At 51.7% G+C, this 17,926-nt stretch carries 13 protein-coding genes and 4 pseudogenes; 9 read left to right on the forward strand and 8 right to left on the reverse strand.

Annotation, left to right across the window (positions count from 1 at the left end; translation table 11 throughout):
- The 3 genes from GSP01_RS14950 to GSP01_RS12820 form a co-directional block, all read right to left on the reverse strand.
- Positions 1-500 (reverse strand): relaxase/mobilization nuclease domain-containing protein (locus tag GSP01_RS14950; RefSeq protein WP_218023666.1); only part of this gene is annotated, 500 nt, incomplete at its 3' end.
- 33 nt (positions 501-533) lie between these two features.
- On the reverse strand, positions 534-941 hold the full coding sequence (locus GSP01_RS12815; RefSeq protein WP_141354114.1) for a plasmid mobilization protein: 408 nt from the start codon (positions 939-941) through the stop codon (positions 534-536).
- A gap of 572 nt (positions 942-1,513) precedes the next feature.
- Complete coding sequence (locus tag GSP01_RS12820; RefSeq protein WP_141354116.1) at positions 1,514-1,723, reverse strand: hypothetical protein; 210 nt, start codon at positions 1,721-1,723, stop codon at positions 1,514-1,516.
- A 437-nt stretch (positions 1,724-2,160) separates the two neighbouring features.
- Between GSP01_RS12820 and GSP01_RS15285 the strand changes: the two genes are divergently transcribed.
- The 3 genes from GSP01_RS15285 to GSP01_RS12830 all read left to right on the forward strand — a co-directional run bounded on the left by GSP01_RS15285 (position 2,161) and on the right by GSP01_RS12830 (position 4,537).
- A complete protein-coding gene (locus GSP01_RS15285; protein WP_167495551.1) occupies positions 2,161-2,457 on the forward strand; it encodes a DUF6538 domain-containing protein in 297 nt (98 codons plus the stop codon).
- A gap of 60 nt (positions 2,458-2,517) precedes the next feature.
- Positions 2,518-3,111: a tyrosine-type recombinase/integrase gene (locus GSP01_RS15290; RefSeq protein WP_228123994.1), complete on the forward strand. Its 594-nt coding sequence runs from the start codon at positions 2,518-2,520 to the stop codon at positions 3,109-3,111.
- 451 nt (positions 3,112-3,562) lie between these two features.
- Positions 3,563-4,537 (forward strand): MBL fold metallo-hydrolase, encoded by a 975-nt coding sequence (locus GSP01_RS12830; protein ID WP_141354118.1) that lies wholly within the window; start codon positions 3,563-3,565, stop codon positions 4,535-4,537.
- Positions 4,538-4,687: 150 nt separating this feature from the next.
- Here the strand turns inward: GSP01_RS12830 and GSP01_RS12835 are convergent.
- Positions 4,688-5,041: pseudogene (locus GSP01_RS12835) on the reverse strand (IS5/IS1182 family transposase); the annotation flags it as partial.
- 354 nt (positions 5,042-5,395) lie between these two features.
- On the opposite strand from GSP01_RS12835, the gene GSP01_RS12840 reads away from it, so the two are divergent.
- From GSP01_RS12840 to GSP01_RS12850, 3 genes are read left to right on the forward strand one after another with little or no spacing between them, the layout of a single operon-like run.
- Complete coding sequence (locus GSP01_RS12840; RefSeq protein ID WP_141354120.1) at positions 5,396-6,733, forward strand: autotransporter strand-loop-strand O-heptosyltransferase; 1,338 nt, start codon at positions 5,396-5,398, stop codon at positions 6,731-6,733.
- Positions 6,720-11,456 carry a Hint domain-containing protein gene (locus GSP01_RS12845; RefSeq protein ID WP_167495552.1) on the forward strand — a complete coding sequence of 1,579 codons (4,737 nt, stop codon included), beginning with the start codon at positions 6,720-6,722 and terminating at the stop codon, positions 11,454-11,456. The genes GSP01_RS12840 and GSP01_RS12845 overlap by 14 nt, the downstream gene beginning before the upstream one ends.
- Positions 11,456-12,358, forward strand: a complete 903-nt coding sequence (locus GSP01_RS12850; RefSeq protein ID WP_141354124.1) for a sulfotransferase family protein — start codon at positions 11,456-11,458, stop codon at positions 12,356-12,358. The genes GSP01_RS12845 and GSP01_RS12850 overlap by 1 nt, the downstream gene beginning before the upstream one ends.
- A gap of 268 nt (positions 12,359-12,626) precedes the next feature.
- On the opposite strand, the pseudogene GSP01_RS12855 reads toward GSP01_RS12850, so the two are convergent.
- Positions 12,627-12,788 (reverse strand): annotated as a pseudogene (locus GSP01_RS12855) (IS5/IS1182 family transposase); the annotation flags it as partial.
- Between the two features lie 22 nt (positions 12,789-12,810).
- Between GSP01_RS12855 and GSP01_RS14805 the strand changes: the two are divergent.
- Positions 12,811-13,263, forward strand: a pseudogene (locus GSP01_RS14805) (transposase); the annotation flags it as partial.
- 363 nt (positions 13,264-13,626) lie between these two features.
- Positions 13,627-14,166, forward strand: coding sequence for a tyrosine-type recombinase/integrase (locus GSP01_RS15295; protein WP_228123995.1), 540 nt, complete (start codon positions 13,627-13,629; stop codon positions 14,164-14,166).
- A gap of 597 nt (positions 14,167-14,763) precedes the next feature.
- Here the strand turns inward: GSP01_RS15295 and gnd are convergent.
- From gnd to GSP01_RS12875, 3 genes are all read right to left on the reverse strand, one after another.
- Positions 14,764-15,762 carry a phosphogluconate dehydrogenase (NAD(+)-dependent, decarboxylating) gene (gnd, locus tag GSP01_RS12865; RefSeq protein WP_141354126.1) on the reverse strand — a complete coding sequence of 333 codons (999 nt, stop codon included), beginning with the start codon at positions 15,760-15,762 and terminating at the stop codon, positions 14,764-14,766.
- 21 nt (positions 15,763-15,783) lie between these two features.
- Positions 15,784-16,455, reverse strand: coding sequence for an HAD family hydrolase (locus tag GSP01_RS12870; protein WP_228123992.1), 672 nt, complete (start codon positions 16,453-16,455; stop codon positions 15,784-15,786).
- 763 nt (positions 16,456-17,218) lie between these two features.
- Positions 17,219-17,401, reverse strand: coding sequence for a hypothetical protein (locus GSP01_RS12875; RefSeq protein ID WP_141354128.1), 183 nt, complete (start codon positions 17,399-17,401; stop codon positions 17,219-17,221).
- Between the two features lie 112 nt (positions 17,402-17,513).
- Here GSP01_RS12875 and GSP01_RS15540 point away from each other — a divergent pair.
- Positions 17,514-17,646, forward strand: a pseudogene (locus GSP01_RS15540) (transposase); the annotation flags it as partial.
- Positions 17,647-17,926: the final 280 nt, after the last annotated feature.

A 17,926-nucleotide genomic window follows, 5' to 3' on the forward strand; every position in this document is an offset into this window, starting at 1 on the left:
GCCGCAACCTTGTCTGCGGCCTCGGAGTTTCCCGCCTCTCTCAGAGCGTTTGCTATAGCCCGGTCATGCCGCCCAGGAACGAGAGTATGACCCAATCTCAGCTCTTCCAGACGGGCGATCTTCTCCAGACGCTGCCATGTGAATTTACTGCTGAGAACATGGTCCTCTTGCCACTCAGGCAACAAGAGATGGCCGTGAGTTTTCCCGTCTTTCTGATGAATCACGAAGGTTGTTCGGTTGGAATCAGCTCCCAGTTCTCGGCAGATGTCTCCTGCAAAGTCAGAGAGCTGCTGGTCCGTCATCACTCCGGAAGGATTAAAGGCGATATGACGCAGGCCGTATCGAACACCCTCACGCCTCGCTTCTTTCATCCAATCCTTGAGCAGATAGTCACTGCCCGAGATGAGCCGGATGGCTTCGTTCTTGGCTCCCGAGAGAACATGACGTGAAACCGCCTGATGCCCGCTGCTGCTCTTAATTCTGGTTTCCTGCACAATCATCGTATCGCACCTTGCGAAGACCTGATCGCCGGTTCAGTGCACCAAGTGCACGGGAACAGAGTGCGATAAAATCTTAACCCGCCGGATACGTGCCGGACGCAGAGTTTTCAGCAAACTGTCCGTGCGATTTTTGAGGCGGTCGATGTGCTGAAGTGTGTCAGCACAAGCCACGGCATCCCCAAGATGGGCCATATGAGCGAGTTGGTTCAGGTTATTGCCAATTCGGGACAATTCGCTTTGCAGGCTACGGATCTCGGAACCAATGTCGCCGCCTGAGCGATGAGAAATTTCTGCATCGTGCAGCAAGCTCCGAACCCATTGGGCTGTGCTGACATGCCCAAGGGCATGAGCGGCCTTGTTCCATCGTTCAAGCTCTACGGGCGAGGCCCGAAGAGAGAGGCGAGAAGACCGATGATGGGATGGAGATGGGGCAATAGGCATAACGGGGCATCCTGTTTTCGTCTGTGGGGGTCAACGGGGGAGGTACTCCCCCTTGCCAGCTGTTGAATGGGTAGCCATTCGACACTGCTGGCTCAGGACAGCAGAACTCCCAAAAACAGGATAGCAATTCAGAAACCGAATTTCAGAAAACGACAGAAGAAAATTAGAGGAACTATCAAATTTCTTAAAATAAATTTTTCCCCATGGAGTGCCTGCCCGGAAACATCACACCAGACAGGCAAATAATTATTCAAAAATTATTAAGGTAAATCTTACTCGCATTTACCTTTGCAGGCTGTTGGAACGGCTTTACCGTCCTTCTTCAAAACACCCGTGGGAATGTCATAGACATACGTTGCTGCGGGGGTACCCTTAAAGCGAAGTGGACGAAAGGCTGGAAAAGTCAGCGTCACACTTTGACCCGGAACGATAGCGCGCTGCGGCTCATCATCACAATTCCCGAACCAGGCCATCGGAGTTGCAGAGGTTCCGGTTACCTTCACGATGGAAAACAGGGCCGGACAGCCTGTTCCTCCGACGTCAGTCAGAAGCAGATAATCCGCATCCGCTGTCTAGGTAATTTTTTCGACAAACATTCCACTATTGCCGTCGATTTCAGGAGTAGTGAGATGACCATTCACCTTGAGAACATTGTCGGAACCATCTGCTAAACCAAAACGGGTCTGGGCCATATGGATGTCATCTGCCAAAGCCGCACCTCCAGACAAAAAAGGCGCTATGGCAAAAAGAAAGCTCGAAAGTGCGAAAGCTGAAATTTTCATGATATGTCCCATCGTTCATTCATAATTTCGTTCGCTGCCAGCTTTCTATTCTAGTCCCAATAGAACTGGAATTTCAGGGCACGCGGGTCATGTGAGACCACCACGTTAACCGTACAGTCTCAGATATTCTTGAAGCCTTTTGTAACGATTGAGTCCAGTCTCCACACATCGTGCGACTGCCTACAATGAGAGCTCTCAAGAGAGGCTTGACGTTACCAGAATGTCTGCCAGAATCAGGGCTGTTGTTAAGGCGCGGAAAGACTGGCGTCGGCGTTTTCGACGTATTTTCAAGGGTTTGGCTGCGGGACGCGTCCCGCAACATTGGGTTCGAGTCCCGCAGCTCGCACCACAGACTTCCCGGAAATGAACGGTTTTTCGGCCTGAATGGGGCAAAGACACTCTTTGCTCCAACGTCCTTCCCCACCGAAGGACGTCTCATGCTCCGTATTCGCGGCACCACTTATCACTTCCGCCGAATCGTACCCCCTGCCCTACGCTCTGTGCTGAATCAGCGGGAAATCTGGGTTTCTTTAAGAACCAGCTATCAAAACGAAGCCCGCAAACGGGCTTCTTTGCTGCACACGAGAACCACCGAACTGCTTGAGGAGACTTCTCGAGCCGTGGCTGAAGGGCAGGAGCGTAAAGAACCACATGATGCGGCTCTCAGCTTTGTGGAACCAGTTACTGCAACGAGAACTGGCCAAGAAAAACCCATGGATTGGATGGAGCTTTGAGAATGGTTCCAAGACCATTCCATTCGTAGGGGCTGGAGTACTCAGGGATTACAAACCCTCATGACAGGAGACTGGCCTCGCAGTTCTGTCTCTGAAAGCACATTCCGCATCATCACGATGCTAGGGGCTTATTCAGGTCTGAGGCTGGAGGAAATCTGTCATCTGAGAACAGAAGACCTGAAAACGATTGACGGTATTCCCTGCTTTGTCATCCAGCCTCATACAGACAATGGATGGTCCCCCAAAACAGCCGCTGGAACACGAATTCTTCTTGTGCACTCCAAACTCATTGAGGCAGGACTTCTCACCCTGAAAGACACCACGGACGGCCCCTATCTTATTCCCGGCCTCAACACGTCGAAGGATGGCGTTCGGGGTACGATATTTGGGCGGTCGTTCTCGACCACGACAACCCGCCTCGGACTTCCTGCTGAGATTACGTTCCATTCGTTCCTGCATAGCGTCTCGACGCAACTGCGGAACGCTTCAGCCGATATTCGGGAAATCTGGATTGATAGACTTTTGGGCCACGAGGCAACACATAAAAGCCAAGGGACTTCAACCTATCTCAGCGGCATCACAACGGCCAACCTCAAACAGACCGTCGAGGCGATTTCCTATCCCGACGATATCTTCAAAAAAGGCTGGAGTTAGGCGGGAGCCAGCAGTGCTCAATGGCTACCCAAAGGGGTACATCGAGCAGCTGGCAAGGGGGATTATATCCCCCGTTGACCCCCTTGTCCTTTTTGCAATCTGCTCCCTCTGGGGGGGGGGAAGCGGAATTTCGGCCGCAGATAGGTAAAAACGAACACTCAATTTCATGACGGAATTAAGTCTCATAATTAATGAAGACAATATTTTTCTATTATACTATAGATTATTGTAATATTTATCCAGTTTTATTTATTAATATACATATAAATTACAATGCATATATCATTATCTCTGTAAATTAACACATAAATCATTGTTTATTACGGTATCAGATTCAGAAATTATCTTATCGATACCAAGCCCTATAAAGAGAGATATATTCTCTCTATGAAATTTTGAACAGTAATGTTTTAATAATTATGAGAACATTAATCACAAGCGGAATATTCCAATGGCAAAAACACACTTACGATGGAAGCATTTTTGTTTTTTATGTCTTGCAATGTCAGTATCATTTAATAGCAGCTCTGCTTCAGGAGTATTATTACCTCTTCTTAAAGCTCCAACTATTCCTGAGGTTCCAGCAGGGAAAACTGTACCCCTGCTTGACGCCAGCAAAACTGAAAAACTCAGCGCACATATCTGGATGATCCCAGGCTATCCTAATATTCCCATCATTGTTGGTAAAAAAGCTGTGCTCGTTGTCGATACTGGACTGGGAAATCCAGCGGCGCACGTCATTGCAGAAGAAGTCGAGCGCCTCGCACCTGGTAAACCGCTTTATCTCACCACAACACATTTTCATCCCGAACACGCCGCAGGCTTTGGCGGCTTCCCTTCTGGCACAAAACTACTGCGCCCAAGCATTCAAGAGAATGAGCTGAATGCTGACAAAGGACGTATGCTCGAAAGATTTCGCATTCATAATGCAGAAGCGCTGAGTAAAGCAGATTACGGAAAACCTGAGCTCTTTAAGAATGAAAAAACACTGGATCTAGGCGACGTGCATGCACGTATTTTTTGGGCTGGCCCTGCACATACTTATGGCGACACATTGGTGTACGTTCCAGAAGATCGCGCTCTTGTAACGGGAGATGTCGTCCAGAATCTTGCCACACCAACATTTCTTGGTGGCAATATTGGACCTGAAGAGTGGCTTCACACACTCCAAATTTTTGCGCCACTGAAACCTAAGCTGGTCATTCCTGATCACAGTCCTCCAGGACCAGGTGAAAAGCTAATTAGCGACGAAGAAGCGTTTATGATGGCACTGATAACAAAAACTCACGAAGCTAAAAAAAGTAGCTTATCTGAAGATGATTCAGTAGAAAAAGTTACTACTGCACTTCATGCTCAATTTCCTGACTGGATCATGAATCCGCTCACCAAAGACGGTATCCGTCGAGTATGGAAAAGAAAAGCATAACGGCCATTTTGTATAACGTGGAGGGATCGAAGAACCGTTGTTTGATGTGTCTTGGTTCTGTTTTTGGGCTTTTGGCGATTTGATTGACGGCTCTTTGGATCGCTTTCGCTCTGCGTTTTGAGTAGAGAGAAGGCCTCCTTCTCTGGATTGCTATGCTGTAATGCTGATCTGTTCCAAGAAGAGGAAGCAGCGCATATTATAGACGATATTGGCGATCCCGATCCTCACGGCGGCCCGTGTGATGCCGACGGCCCGAATGAACAGTCCTGTCTGTGACTTCTGATCGGCAAAGACGTGCTCAACGCGGGATCGGATCACCGACTTTCCTGCGTTGGATCTCTGGATATGCAGGGGCATAGGTTTAAGATGAGGCTTTTTCCTGTGAACCTTTGAGACAAAGCCCTGCTTTTCCATGAATTCTTCGTTGGCTTTTGAGCGATAGACCGTGTTGGTTTTATCCAGAAGCCCCTCTCTCAAGCGCGCGCCATTATTTGCGGCGGCATCTGGATGGTTCGAAGAACCCTCCATCTCTGCGTCAACTGACGATCTATTCTTGTCGGTCTTTGTAACTTTTTTGGGGAGATCGACAATGGGCCCTTGCAGCCAACGCTTCAATCCACGAACGTGTCCGTAACTTATTATCTTTTCTGTTAATGTTGCAAATTGGTTGCAGAATTCTAAGGTGTAATTGTTATTACGATGTTATAAAATATAATTTATAATTAAGTACTATTATGCTTTCCGAAATTTTCAAGTTCGTATTGGATTTAGGGCCGTGTCTGTAAGCAGCATATGCGATGCAAGCTTGATTGTTTCGTGTCCACGTAGAAGTGGCACGTCCATTGAGCAATTGCCATAATGCTCGAACTTCTACCTAATAATGAAGTCGGGGTGACAGAACGGCCGGGATCATCACCAGACACATCGACTGTTACGGTGGGCAAAGCGCCATTTATCTCACCGAGTGCCCTACCCGTCTTGGAGGCCGCCTTCGGCATTCGCTTTGACTTTAACCAGGGCGCACGCGTGTCTTTGCCTCTCCGTGCCGATGGGAAATGGCGGATCCGGTTACAGGACCTCGACACAGGTAATGTCATTTTTGCGAGCGAAAACGCAGGGGCATTTGTCAGGTCATCGAAACGCTATTACGTGCGCTTTGCGATCGAGATTAGTGAAATTGACGAAAAGGGTGTTGAATACCCTGTTTTCTCGCATAGTTACGATGCGCGCGCTCAGCAGGTTGTTATACAGTTCCCGATTGGAACTCTGGGTGACACCCTAGCATGGTTTCCCTACGCCGCACGTTTTTCCGAACGCCATGGTGCCCACGTGACGTGCGTGCTTTCTGGATTGATTATTCCCCTATTACGCGACGCCTACCCACAATTAAACCTAGTGACGCCGGAAGAAGCTGAAGAGCATAAACTCATCGAGCGAGCCTACGCGACTTACTGCCTAGGGCTGTTCTTCGACGATAAGGACAATAACCAGCAGCCAACCGACTTTCGCTTCGTCGGGCTTCATCGGACGGCCGGATATATTCTCGGGGTTAACCCTGCCGAGGAAGCGGCACAACTGGTTCTGCCCGACAGCAGTCGCCCGATCCCCGAGCCTTATGTCTGCATCGCCGTCCAGAGCAGCGCTCAATGCAAATACTGGAATAATCCAGGTGGCTGGAGCGACCTTACCCGCTTTCTAAAAAACGCTGGCTACCGCGTGATCTGCATCGATCAGAAGCCGATCCATGGGAGCGGGATTGTCTGGAATCATATTCCCCATGGTGCGGAGGACGAAACCGGAAACCAGCCGCTGAGCGAGCGAGCGCGTTGGTTGCATCATGCCGCGTTCTTCGTAGGCCTATCGAGCGGTCTGTCTTGGCTTGCTTGGGCGGCACGCACTCCAGTAGTCCTTATTTCTGGCTTCACGCACCCTACGAACGAGTTCCAGACACCGTTTCGGATCATCAACTGGTATGCGTGCAATTCCTGCTGGAACGACCCCGCGCTCCGCTTTGATCATCATGACTTCCTGCAATGTCCACGGCATGCGGGCACGCCGCGCCAGTTTGAATGCACGCGCCTTATCACCGCTCAACAGGTGATAAGCGCCGTGAAGACTATCCCTGCCTTCGTTGCCAATGCAGCACTGCCTTCTCACAGCACACTTTCGGAAAATCAGCGCCATGACCACATATAATGTTTCAGCCGGAATAACATCTAGTGGGTTGATCCTCAGTGCCGGCGATGAACTTATGATCGAGCCGGGAGGCACCACGATCGACATTACCGTGAGTTCGGGCGGTTTCGAATACGTATCCTCTGGCGGTGGCACGACCATCGGGACGATCATCAGTTCCGGAGGTGTTGAAGAGGTATGCTGGGCTTCCATAGCATCTGCCACGATCATCACGGATGGTGGCAAGCAGCTTGTAGATCTAATGGGAACAACCAGCGGAACGGTCATCAGTTCCGGAGGTGTTGAAGAGGTATCCGCCGGAATTGCCACCGGGACGGTCGTTATGTCCGGTGGCACATTAATTGATTATGGTGGCAATGTTTCATCGGCAACGATCGACAATGGGGGCACGCTCATTGTGACCCCCGGGGGGAGCGTGTCCTACACCTCCGATGTCGGCGCGGTCGTTATTTCCGCCGACATCATTGTGAGGTCGTCTGGGGTTCTGGTCTCAACGCTGGACAGCACCCTCTTGTCCGATTTCGCAGTTCCCTCTGGAGAGGTTCTGCAGGTCTATTCCGGGGGCACGGTAGATGGCGCTGTGATCGGTTCCGGCGGGAAGCTTGCTTTATCTGGCGGCACTGCGTCTGGCGCTGTGATAAGTTCCGGCGGCATTGAATATGTGTCTTATGGTGGTGTTGCGTCTGGCACAATCGTAAGTTCAGGCGCCTCGGAGGTTGTGTCTTATGGTGGTGTTGCGTCTGACACAGTCGTAAGCTCAGGCGCCTCGGAGGTTGTGTCTTATGGTGGTCATGCGTCTGACACAGTCGTCAGTTCAGGCGGCGTTCAATATGTATCCCACGGTGGTTTTGCGTCTGGCACAACAGTCAGCTCTGGTGCGGAGGAGCTTGTTTTAACTCACGGCTATGCGTTTGGCACGGTCGTCAATTCGGGGGGCGTGGAACGTGTTTCAAGTGGTTTTACGTCTCGCACGATTGTCAGTTCAGGCGGTGCGGAAGTTGTTTTAACTGAAGGCAAAGCATCCGGCACGATCGTCAGTTCGGGTGGCACTGAAACAGTTTCTTCTGGCGGCATTACGTCTGACACAATAGTCAGCGCAGGTGGGACAGAAAGTATCTCTTCTGGTGGATACGCAATTGACACTACGATTTATGCCAGTGCCACGGAGTATGTTTCGGGTGGGGGGAGCGCGTCGGGCACGACGGTCAATTCTGGTGGCGGCCTCTATGTTGCGGGCACTGTGTCTGATACGATTATCAGCTCAGGCGGCACTGAGTATCTTTTCGATAATGCTGTTGCGTCTGACACAATTGTCAGTGCGGGTGGCATTGAGGATCTGCTTGATGGTGGTATTACGTATGGCACGATCGTTAGTTCTGGTGGGCGGGAATATGTTTCCGATGGTGGTGCAGCCGACACAATAATCAGTTCCGGTGGTCAGGCATTTATTAGCGCCATTGGTGCGGCGTCCGGCACGATTATAAGTTCTGGTGGTGACTTAGTTCTCATTGGCGGAGAGCTTATCTCAGGCGTCGTTGAGAGCGGCGGAACGCTCGTTATAACGCCTGGCGGCTCTGCAACTTACACGTCGAGTGTTGGGGCAACAGTCATCTCCGCTTCCATGCTTGTAGAGTCCGGCGGTGCGCTGGTTTCGGCAATTGGAAGCAGCTCATTGTCGAGTTTCGCAGTTGCCACTGGCGACGTTCTGCAAGTCTATTCCGGTGGCACGACAGACAACACGGTGATCGGTTCCGGCGGGGAAGAGCAGGTCCAGTCGGGTGGCACCGCAGACGGTACTGTGATCAGTTCCGGGGGACATGAACTTGTTTCCTTTGACGGCATTACCTCCGGAACGGCCATAAAATCAGGTGCTTTGTTAACTCTCACTGACGTCGGCAACGACGTTGCTTCCGGGATTGTGTTTGAGCAGGGCGGTCAAATCGATCTTCTGAACGTGGGATATTCCAGTGATGAGACTTCGGTCTCGTATGCCAACTCAGTCCTTACGGTAACGGCGGATGGAACCACGACAACGCTGAGCTTGACTGGTGACTACACAGGCGAATATTTTGCTCTCTCCAATGACGGGCACGGCGACACGCTGATTACGGCCGAGGGAACGCCGTGCTATTGCCGAGGCACGCGCATCGCGACGGAACGTGGTGACGTCGCTGTCGAGAATCTGACGATTGGTGATCGGCTTCTGACCATCTCGGGAGCCATGCGCCCGATCCGATGGATTGGACGACGCAGTTATGCCGGACAGTTTGCGGCGACAAACCCTGCCGTGCTCCCTGTCATGTTCAGGGCCGGCTCATTGGGCGATGCCGTTCCTGCCCGCGATCTAATGGTCTCGCCGCTGCATGCAATGTATCTGGACGGCGTTCTTATTCCCGCCGAGGCACTTGTGAACGGTGTTTCTATCCTGAGGATGGAAAACGTAGACCGGGTGGACTACTTTCACCTAGAACTTGATACACATGATGTTATTCTCGCTGAGGGTGCTGCGTCGGAGACTTTCGTCGATGACGGTAGTCGCGGCATGTTTCATAACGCCGTTGAATATCGTGCGCTTTATCCCGATGCGGTGCGGACGGAAGCTCGATATTGTGCGCCGCGTGTCGAGGACGGCGAGGAACTCGCAGCCATCAATCGCGCACTGGTCCTGCGTGCGACCGGTGGAGAGCATCCTGTTAACGCTGGGCCTTTGAGCGGCTTTGTCGATGTCGTTGAAAGCGGCCGCATCGCAGGGTGGGCATTCCATGAAACGACCCCCGAAGCGCCTGTGAAACTGCGCGTTCTAGACGGCGAGCATGTCCTTGCAGAGATTTTCTCAGATATTTATCGCACTGATCTTGCTGGGGCCGGTATCGGTAACGGACACAACGCATTCGAATTTATTGTGCCGGGTGGCCTTTCACCGAACAGTCGCCACATAATCCGCGTCGTACGGGCAGAAGATGGGCAGGATCTCAAAGGTTCTCCCTGGGTAATCGAAGCTGACCCCTCTCTGTCGCCGACCGTGCTGGTCCGTCCCAATGGACCGGTAGCGGATCATGGGCAGGGCTTCCTGGATCATACAAGTCGTCAAAGGATTGCCGGGTGGGCCTATGATTCCACACATGGATCAGAGCCGGTAACGGTGCAGATCTTTGATAATGGACAGTGTATCGCCCAAACACTTGCCAATACGTATCGTGCGGATCTCGCAGCGGCGGGTTATGAGGGAGGACGGTTCGGCTTTGATATTCTGCTGCCCGGCGGCCTGTCACCAATGTCCCGGCACATTATTCAGGTTTGTCGTGCGCATGATGGCGCGGAGCTAATGGGATCTCCGATTGTGATCGAGGCGGCCGACAGCTTTGACGCTGATCTGGCCGAAAGCGTGACCCGGGCAGTCGATGGACTTGCAGTTGGTCACGATCGCGAGAGAGTACTGTCGTTCCTTCTGTCTCAGGCTGAGCGTTTGCGGCAGCACCAGGCGAATGAAGCATCAGGGCGTGAGGCGCAGGATCGGCGGCGTCGGCTGATCCGTCGCTCCGGGGGAATGCTTGTCGACACTCATGACGGGCCTGAGACGCCAGTGCGCAGAGCTCTGATTATTGATGAGCAGTTACCCGATACAACACGTGACGCTGGGTCATGCGCGATCCTGTCGCATATGCGAGGACTTCAGGCGCTCGGATATGATGTCAGTTTCGCAGCGGCCTCAGAGATGGAAGCGCCTCATGGCGCGGCCATCCGTGCCAGCCTTCTGTCGGAAGGTATCACGTGCTGGCATGCACCATTCTATGCGTCTGTTGAAGACGTTCTTCGCAAACAGGCGAGAGGCTTCGATCTTGTCTATCTTCATCGGGTCAACAATGCATCTCGGTATATGGCTCTGACGCGCCAGCACCAGCAAAGTGCACGCGTGCTCTACAGCGTTGCCGACCTGCATCATGTTCGCCTGGAGCGTCAGGCAACACTCGAAGGCAGACCGGAGCTACTGACCGAAGCGCGGAAGCTGCGTCTGGCGGAATGTGCTGCCGCGTGGCAGGCCGATGCGGTGATCACGCATTCTTCCGAAGAAGCGGCAATCCTGAGACGTCTCGTGCCAACGGCTGTGGTTCATCAGGTACCATGGTCGATCGATCTGCGCACTGATGCCAAGCAACCCATTGAGCGACAGGGCGTGCTTTTCCTCGGTCACTATGGACATGCGCCAAATGTTGACGCAGCCCAATGGCTTGTCCGTGAGATCATGCCGCACGTATGGGCCAAGCGGCCGGACATAAAGTGCATCCTGGCTGGCAGTGCGATGCCTGAAGCGGTGCGTCGTCTGGCGAGTGAAAGCGTGGAAATTTCCGGCTATGTCTCTGAACTGAAGACACTCTTCAATCGTGTGGTGCTCAGCGTTGCACCATTGCGCTTTGGGGCGGGCGTTAAAGGTAAGGTTCTGGATTCTCTTGCTAATGGCGTTCCATGTGTGATGAGCGATATCGCTGCTGAAGGAATGATGTTGCCGATCGAACTCCTTACGCTGCAGACGACAACGGATGTTAACGCAATCGCGCGTCAGATCTTGCAACTCCACGAAAACCGTGCGGAGTATGAACAACTCCGTCAGGCAGGCCTTGCCATGATCCAGAATCATCACGGCAGGAAGAACGTCATTAGCGGATTACGTGCGGCAGTCGGTGTGGACCATCTCCCGGTCGCATTGACGGGTAGGGCAGGTTAATGGCGGAAACGAATCCCGGAAGATTGAGCTGGCGTGCCGGTGGGGATGCCCTCGCCGATATCGAGCAACGTCAGCTCTTTTTTATCGGCGGCGCTCCACGCTCTGGCACAACCTGGGTCCAGCTACTGTTCGATGCACACCCGGACGTATGCTGCAAAGGCGAAGGGTTGTTTCCGCACCACCTCGAAAAGGGGTTGACCCGGATTGTGGAGGAATGGCGTCAGGCTCTGAGTCAGAAGAACAATACTTTGTTCAGGCAGTCTGGTGGGTATCAGCTTCCTGATGACGAAGATGTGGACTTCCTTCTGGCGACAGGAATATTGCGCGCTTTCAATCGACAATGTCGCGGCGGAAACTATAGCGCCATTGGTGAAAAAACGCCCGAAAACGTCTTTCTATTTCCGCGTTTGAAGCGCCTTTTTCCGCATGCCAAATTTGTTGGTGTCGTGCGAGACCCACGTGATGCACTCACATCCGCTCTCCATATTTTTTATAAGGCTGCACGGAATGAAGGGCACGATGCTTCCCCGATGGACTTCATTCTGCATTCGCTCGGTCCGATGATTCAGGGCACGAAAGCCATGCTGGCACTGTGCTCGCAATACCCGAGCGCATGCGCAATCGTGAGTTACGAGGCGCTGATCGCGGATCCTAAGGCGAGCGTCTCCAGGTTGTTCGATTTTCTAGGAGTTGAGAGCACCTCGAACATCGTCGATGCCTGCCTCGCGAAGACTGCGTTTTCATCCCTGTCGGGTGGGCGTGCGCCAGGCGAAGGACGTAACAGTGAGTTTTTTCGCAAAGGCGTTGTTGGTGATTGGAAAGAGACGCTGACTCCAGAAATGAATCGCGTCATTCTCGATGCGATGGGGGAGTGGTTTCCCTTTTTTGGGTGGAAGTCATAATTTCTGGGGCTCTGTTGCAAAGTTGGCCGAAGTTGATGCGGGGCTGATTTCCAGCTTTTTTACAATGTATAAATTTCAAACTATCTTTTAATCAGGCACACTCCTCCCATGCTACCGCCCTGAAGCTGAAACAAGTGGAAGGATCGGAGAACCCCTGATTGATGCGCTTGGTCTGTAATTTCTGGCCTTTGGCGATTTAATTAACGGTTTTTTTGGATCGCTTTCGATCTGAATTTTGAGCAGATCGGGTGTTGTCCCCGCTAAATGACTACGCGCTCGTGTTTAATCTTTCAAGGAAGAGGAAGCGGCGCATGTTGTAGACGATATCGACGAGCCCGATCCTCATGGTGGCTCGGGCGATGCCAACGGTTCGGATGAATAGTCCGGCTTGTGGCTTCTGATCGGCAAAGATGTGCTCAACATGAGATTGGGCCTGTGACGGTTTTGTCCCGGTGCTGATGATCGAGACACCGAACAATCTCTCCGATGAACGGATAGAATATCTGACCAACAACCGCCTCTCCTTCATGCGCTTCCTGGGATTGGAGCTGTCGAACCAGGTGCCTGATGCCAAAACGGTTTGGCTGTTTCGCGAGCGTTTGACACAGGCGAGTGCCATTGAAAGTATATTCAATCACTTTGACGCTACTTTGAGGAACGCCGGTTATCTGCTGATGTCAGGTCAGATCCTGGACGCGACATTGGTAGCGGCTCCAAAGCAGCATCATACGAACGTTGAGAAAGTCGACCTCTGAGCAGGGCATACTTCTGAAGACTGGCAGGACAAGCCATCCAAATTGTCCCATAAGGATCGCCATACGCGCTGGACCCTAACGGCCACCAAGAGCGCGGACACCATCAAGGGCACGAAAACAACCCTCGACCTATTTATCGAAGCTTTTGGAGACCTACCCGTTAATCAGGTAACGGGAACAACAGCAGGCGACTTTCACGACTTACTCCTTGCTCTTCCCGCAACGCATGGGAAATCCAAGAACCGCCTGCCCATTCGAGACGCTGTGAAATCAGCGAAAGAGCAAGGACTTGAAACCGTGAGCGGTAAGACGGTAAAGAACCATTTTTCCCGCCTGTCCTCACTCTGGTCCGTACTCGTTCAACGGGAAATTGTCGCCAAGAACCCGTGGTCGCAATGGTCCCTCAACACAACGAAGAAGACAGAACGACGCTGTTGGACTGATGAAGAGCTGTCATTGCTGACACAAGCACAATGGGAACATCGTGGAATCTCACGCAGGACCTATGCCGGAATGGTCAATGTCGCCCTTTATACAGGCCTGAGGCTGGGAGAAATCTGCAATCTTCGCTGTCAGGATATTGAGAACGTGCAAGGCGTGGCATGCTTCCATATTCGCCCACATCAAGAAGACGGATGGTCTCCGAAATCTGCTGCAGGAACACGACTGGTTCCGATCCACTCCCAACTCATCCAGTCCGGCATCATGAGCTTTCTGAAACCGGAGCAGCATTTCCTGTTTCCCGACCTTCCGACGTCAAGTGAAGGCGTCAGAGGGGCAGCGTTTGGCCAGGCGTTCTCAAAACTCAAAACGAAGCTCGACCTTCCTGCCGAGATTACGTTCCACAGCTTTCGGCACACAGTTTCCACAAAGCTACGCAATCAGAATGCGAGCTTTCGGGAGTTATGGATTGACCGAGTGCTAGGACATGAGGCGTCACACCGAAGTCAGGGTACAATCAACTACACGAGTTCCATCGACGTGCAGAACCTGAAGAGCGTTATCGAAGCGCTGGAATTCCTAACATTCAAGTTGGACATTCCGGAGCGCTGACGGCGCTTAGGGCGGGAATGCTGACGATCGGCTTTGCCGGCGGAAAATTTTTCAGCGGACACGCCAGTCAATTCCGTCGCGGTCCAACGACGACCTTGGGGCCGGGTTTTATTCCTGCCCTAATGCTCAACAGTAATATTACCAGACTGACGGTTGGGCGAAGAAAAGCTATAAGTTTATCAAACCTTCAGGACTGCCCAGACGGGCTGGAACACCTTTCTACAATGCCACCACGGCATTTGTGGTTTTATGATCCGAGCCCTGCCCCCTTTTAGGACTAAGACGAAAGGCACTCCCTGATTGTAGCATCGAACATGGATGCTGCCGGTTATCATTCAACTCCAAGGTTGCGACGCAGTATCCCAGACATCCTGCTCTACTCAACGGCAGACCATGATTAGGCGGGGCTCAACTTGTCGTCGCGTTGATGCGTGTCCGCCAGGTACAACCCGCCCGAAGAAAATGCAGCATGCCTTTGACAAAACTGCTTTATAGAAAAGTTGAGAAATTCAAGGTTTGATGAGAAAAAATCTCATGATAAAGGCGGCCCCTCTTGTGGGATTCGAGGAAACAATGAGTGATTCTTTTAAGGTGATGTTATTTCTGCTCGACATGGCCGCCAAAGCCAAAACGCTGAGCGGACAGGATTTTCTCGGAAAAACTGTTACCTGAACGTGAACGGAAACGGGTAAAGAGGGCTGCGGTCATAACCGGTACGGGCACGTCCTCTTCAATCGCAGCTTCGATCGTCCATCGGCCCTCTCCTGAGTCAGAGACTTCGCCTGAAAACTCGGTGAGTTCTTCTGATTTGGCCAGCGCTTCGGCTGTCAGATCCAGAAGCCATGACGACACGACACTACCACGGCGCCAGACTTCCGCGATATCGGCGACGTTTAGGTCAAAACGATCGGCTGGCGCCAGAAGAGGTGAATTCTTGTTCTTCATGATGTCAAAGCCTTCAGCGAAAGCCTGCATCATCCCGTATTCGATGCCGTTATGAATCATCTTCACAAAGTGTCCGGATCCAGCTGGCCCGCAATGCAAATAGCCTTGTTCAGCACGAGGATCGAGATCCGTGACGTTACGATGGGGTGTTAACGGAATATCGCCTTTCCCGGGAGCAAGAGCGGCAAGAATTGGATCGATATAGTCTGTAGCATTTTTCGGACCGCCATACATCATACAGTAACCGCGCTCGAGCCCCCATACGCCTCCGGATGTTCCTACATCGAGGTATGATATGCCTTTCATGGCTAGTTTCTCAGCACGGCGGATATCATCTTTATAATAGGTATTTCCACCATCGATAATAATATCGCCGTCACTCAAAAGGTTGCCGAGTTCTTTGATACAGGACTCGGTAATAGCTCCCGCAGGTAGCATGACCCAGACGATGCGATGTGTCTCACCTTCAAGTTGTTTTACAAGTGCCTCAAGACTGTTTACACCGATAGCACGTTCTGCTTCGGCGCGCGCTACGACAGAGTGCGTAACCGTTTCTGCACGGTCGTGCACGACAACACTGTGACCATGACGTGTGAGGCGTACGGCGATATTTCCCCCCATACGTCCTAAACCAACAATTCCAATACGCATTGATAATTAACCTACCTGCGCTTAGAGATTGCTTGCAATGGATTGAACAACACCAGCGAACTGGGAAAGGTGATCAATCCGAATAACGTCGCCAAATTTTGGGTCAGGTTTTTCTGCATCACGCAGAAGAACACAGGTCATGCCTGCCCGCACAGCAGCTTCCACGCCTGCATCCGAGTCCTCGAGAACAATGCAGGCTTCGGGAAGGACACCTTCTTCTTGAGCAGCGTAAAGATAAATATCAGGGTTTGGTTTAGGAATATTCAGGTCGCGAGCAGAATGAATTCGATCTTTTTGAAAAATCTGATCAAGGCCTGTTTTTGAAAACTTTGCATCCATTTCGCATATGGAAGAATTTGAGCCCACGCGAATGGGAAGATCCAGCGCAATGATGTCTTGCAGCATATTTTCGGCACCATCGACCGTAACGGCTTTAGTACGCATCATTTCTGCAATTTTACGCTCCATCATGATGGCCCAATCGTCAGGGACTTTTGAACCACTTTTCTCGGCAATTAATTCGCCAATCTTCTTAAGCTCACCGCCGGAAAAAATCTTATCTGCTTGATTATTTGTAATATTCCACCCATATTTCCGAGCCTCATCTGCCATCAACTCTGTAGAAAGAGATTCTCCACCAACCAAAACTCCATCGCAATCGAATATAACCAAATCTATATTCTTCTTTTTCATTATCACAACTCCATCAATTACATCATATGATTATTTTTAATGATAATAATAAAAAACTGTTGTTCAATCTTGAAAATATATATTTTTTCATCTATCTAGGTAGTATCGCTTTTTATGAGAGTGCGCCTATGCGCCCCAGTCTGGAGAGTTTTTCGAACGCTCCAATTTTACCCGAGTGAACCGAGGAAAACCTGAAAAAGACGCGTCAGACACGTCGAAATCGTTTCCTGGAGTGGAGAGGATTGTCTCTCCCGCAAGACAAAATTAATATCAGGTCTGTTCTTTATGGAGTTCTAGGAGCGTGTCTAGGAGACATACGTCTTCAAAGACTGGCGGGATGCCCAGAAGAAAACAGCTACCGTTTTTGGAGAGTGGAAGTGCGAGCAAACGGATCAAGTCCGTCTGGCAGCGTTCAACAACTCACTCCGCCTGGTATTCGAACGAAAATTCCGGAAAGGTCTTTGGTGCCTCAATCAATGCCAGTCATTAGGAATTTAGTGAGATAGCCATACGCGCACTCAATGTCTGCCAGTTAAACTATCTGCAAACGTCCACTTTTGGAGGTTCCAACTAGAGCATAATCTGATCTAATGGGCTAATTTTGAGATTCCCCGTCTGGTCGAAATCTGATTCATACTATGTGCCGGTATGGAGGCCGGCCCATATGACCCGAGCCCTGTCTGCTAACCTTCGCCGCCGCACGATTACGGCTGTTGCCTCTGGCACGACCCGTCGTGCTGCGGCGGTTCGCTTTGGTCTGTCTTCATCGTGCGTTATCCGCTGGGTCACTGAGTGACAGGCCAGCGGTCGTGACCATGCGTTTAAACAGGGTGGCGATCGCCGTTCTCACCGGATTGAAGCGTGGTCGGCCTTCCTGCTGGCTGCGATTGAAGCCAGGGCTGACATTTCCCTTGTCGAACTGGCGGAGAAGCTTGCTACGGAACATGGGGTTCGCTTTGCGCCGAGCACGATCTGGCACTACCTCGACCGTCACGACATGATCGTCAAAAAAAACGGCGCACGCCAGCGAGCAGACACGACCCGACGTCGCAGAGCGGCGCGAGGCTATAGAGGCAGTCGGTACCTGCCTGCTCTTCCTCCCGCCTTACAGTCCCGACTTCAACCCTATCGAGAACATCTTCGCCAAAATGAAGGCATGGATCAGACGGGCGGCACCGCGAACCCTCGACACTCTTCAGCACGCGGTGTCTGCTGCAATCGACGATGTCTCTCATAGCCAGGCTGCTGCGTGCTTCACCGCCTCTGGATATGAACCAGATTGATCGGATTATGCTCTAGTGCACTTTGCGTCCGACATAAGGGCGACTGCTGCCTGCTAAGCAATCGGCCATTGCCGGGCACGAGATTTTCGCGTCAAAACTGTGTTAGTTCTCCCCGGTTTTCTTGCATCCATTTAGCCTCCTCACTTGAGATGCGATGAAATTGGCGTTTGAAACCCGGGCGGCACCAA

Source organism: Gluconobacter sphaericus NBRC 12467 (assembly GCF_006539125.1).
Lineage (GTDB): Bacteria > Pseudomonadota > Alphaproteobacteria > Acetobacterales > Acetobacteraceae > Gluconobacter > Gluconobacter sphaericus.

Coding starts and splice junctions, on each gene's coding strand:
- GSP01_RS12840 (WP_141354120.1), top strand. CDS start 5,396: ATGCTCGAACTTCTACCTAATAATGAAGTCGGGGTGACAGAACGGCCG.
- GSP01_RS15285 (WP_167495551.1), top strand. CDS start 2,161: ATGCTCCGTATTCGCGGCACCACTTATCACTTCCGCCGAATCGTACCC.
- GSP01_RS15290 (WP_228123994.1), top strand. CDS start 2,518: ATGACAGGAGACTGGCCTCGCAGTTCTGTCTCTGAAAGCACATTCCGC.
- GSP01_RS12830 (WP_141354118.1), top strand. CDS start 3,563: ATGGCAAAAACACACTTACGATGGAAGCATTTTTGTTTTTTATGTCTT.
- GSP01_RS12845 (WP_167495552.1), top strand. CDS start 6,720: ATGACCACATATAATGTTTCAGCCGGAATAACATCTAGTGGGTTGATC.
- GSP01_RS12870 (WP_228123992.1), bottom strand. CDS start 16,455: ATGAAAAAGAAGAATATAGATTTGGTTATATTCGATTGCGATGGAGTT.
- GSP01_RS12875 (WP_141354128.1), bottom strand. CDS start 17,401: ATGTTCCGTAGCAAGCTTCTCCGCCAGTTCGACAAGGGAAATGTCAGC.
- GSP01_RS12850 (WP_141354124.1), top strand. CDS start 11,456: ATGGCGGAAACGAATCCCGGAAGATTGAGCTGGCGTGCCGGTGGGGAT.
- gnd (WP_141354126.1), bottom strand. CDS start 15,762: ATGCGTATTGGAATTGTTGGTTTAGGACGTATGGGGGGAAATATCGCC.
- GSP01_RS15295 (WP_228123995.1), top strand. CDS start 13,627: ATGGTCAATGTCGCCCTTTATACAGGCCTGAGGCTGGGAGAAATCTGC.
- GSP01_RS12820 (WP_141354116.1), bottom strand. CDS start 1,723: ATGAAAATTTCAGCTTTCGCACTTTCGAGCTTTCTTTTTGCCATAGCG.
- GSP01_RS12815 (WP_141354114.1), bottom strand. CDS start 941: ATGCCTATTGCCCCATCTCCATCCCATCATCGGTCTTCTCGCCTCTCT.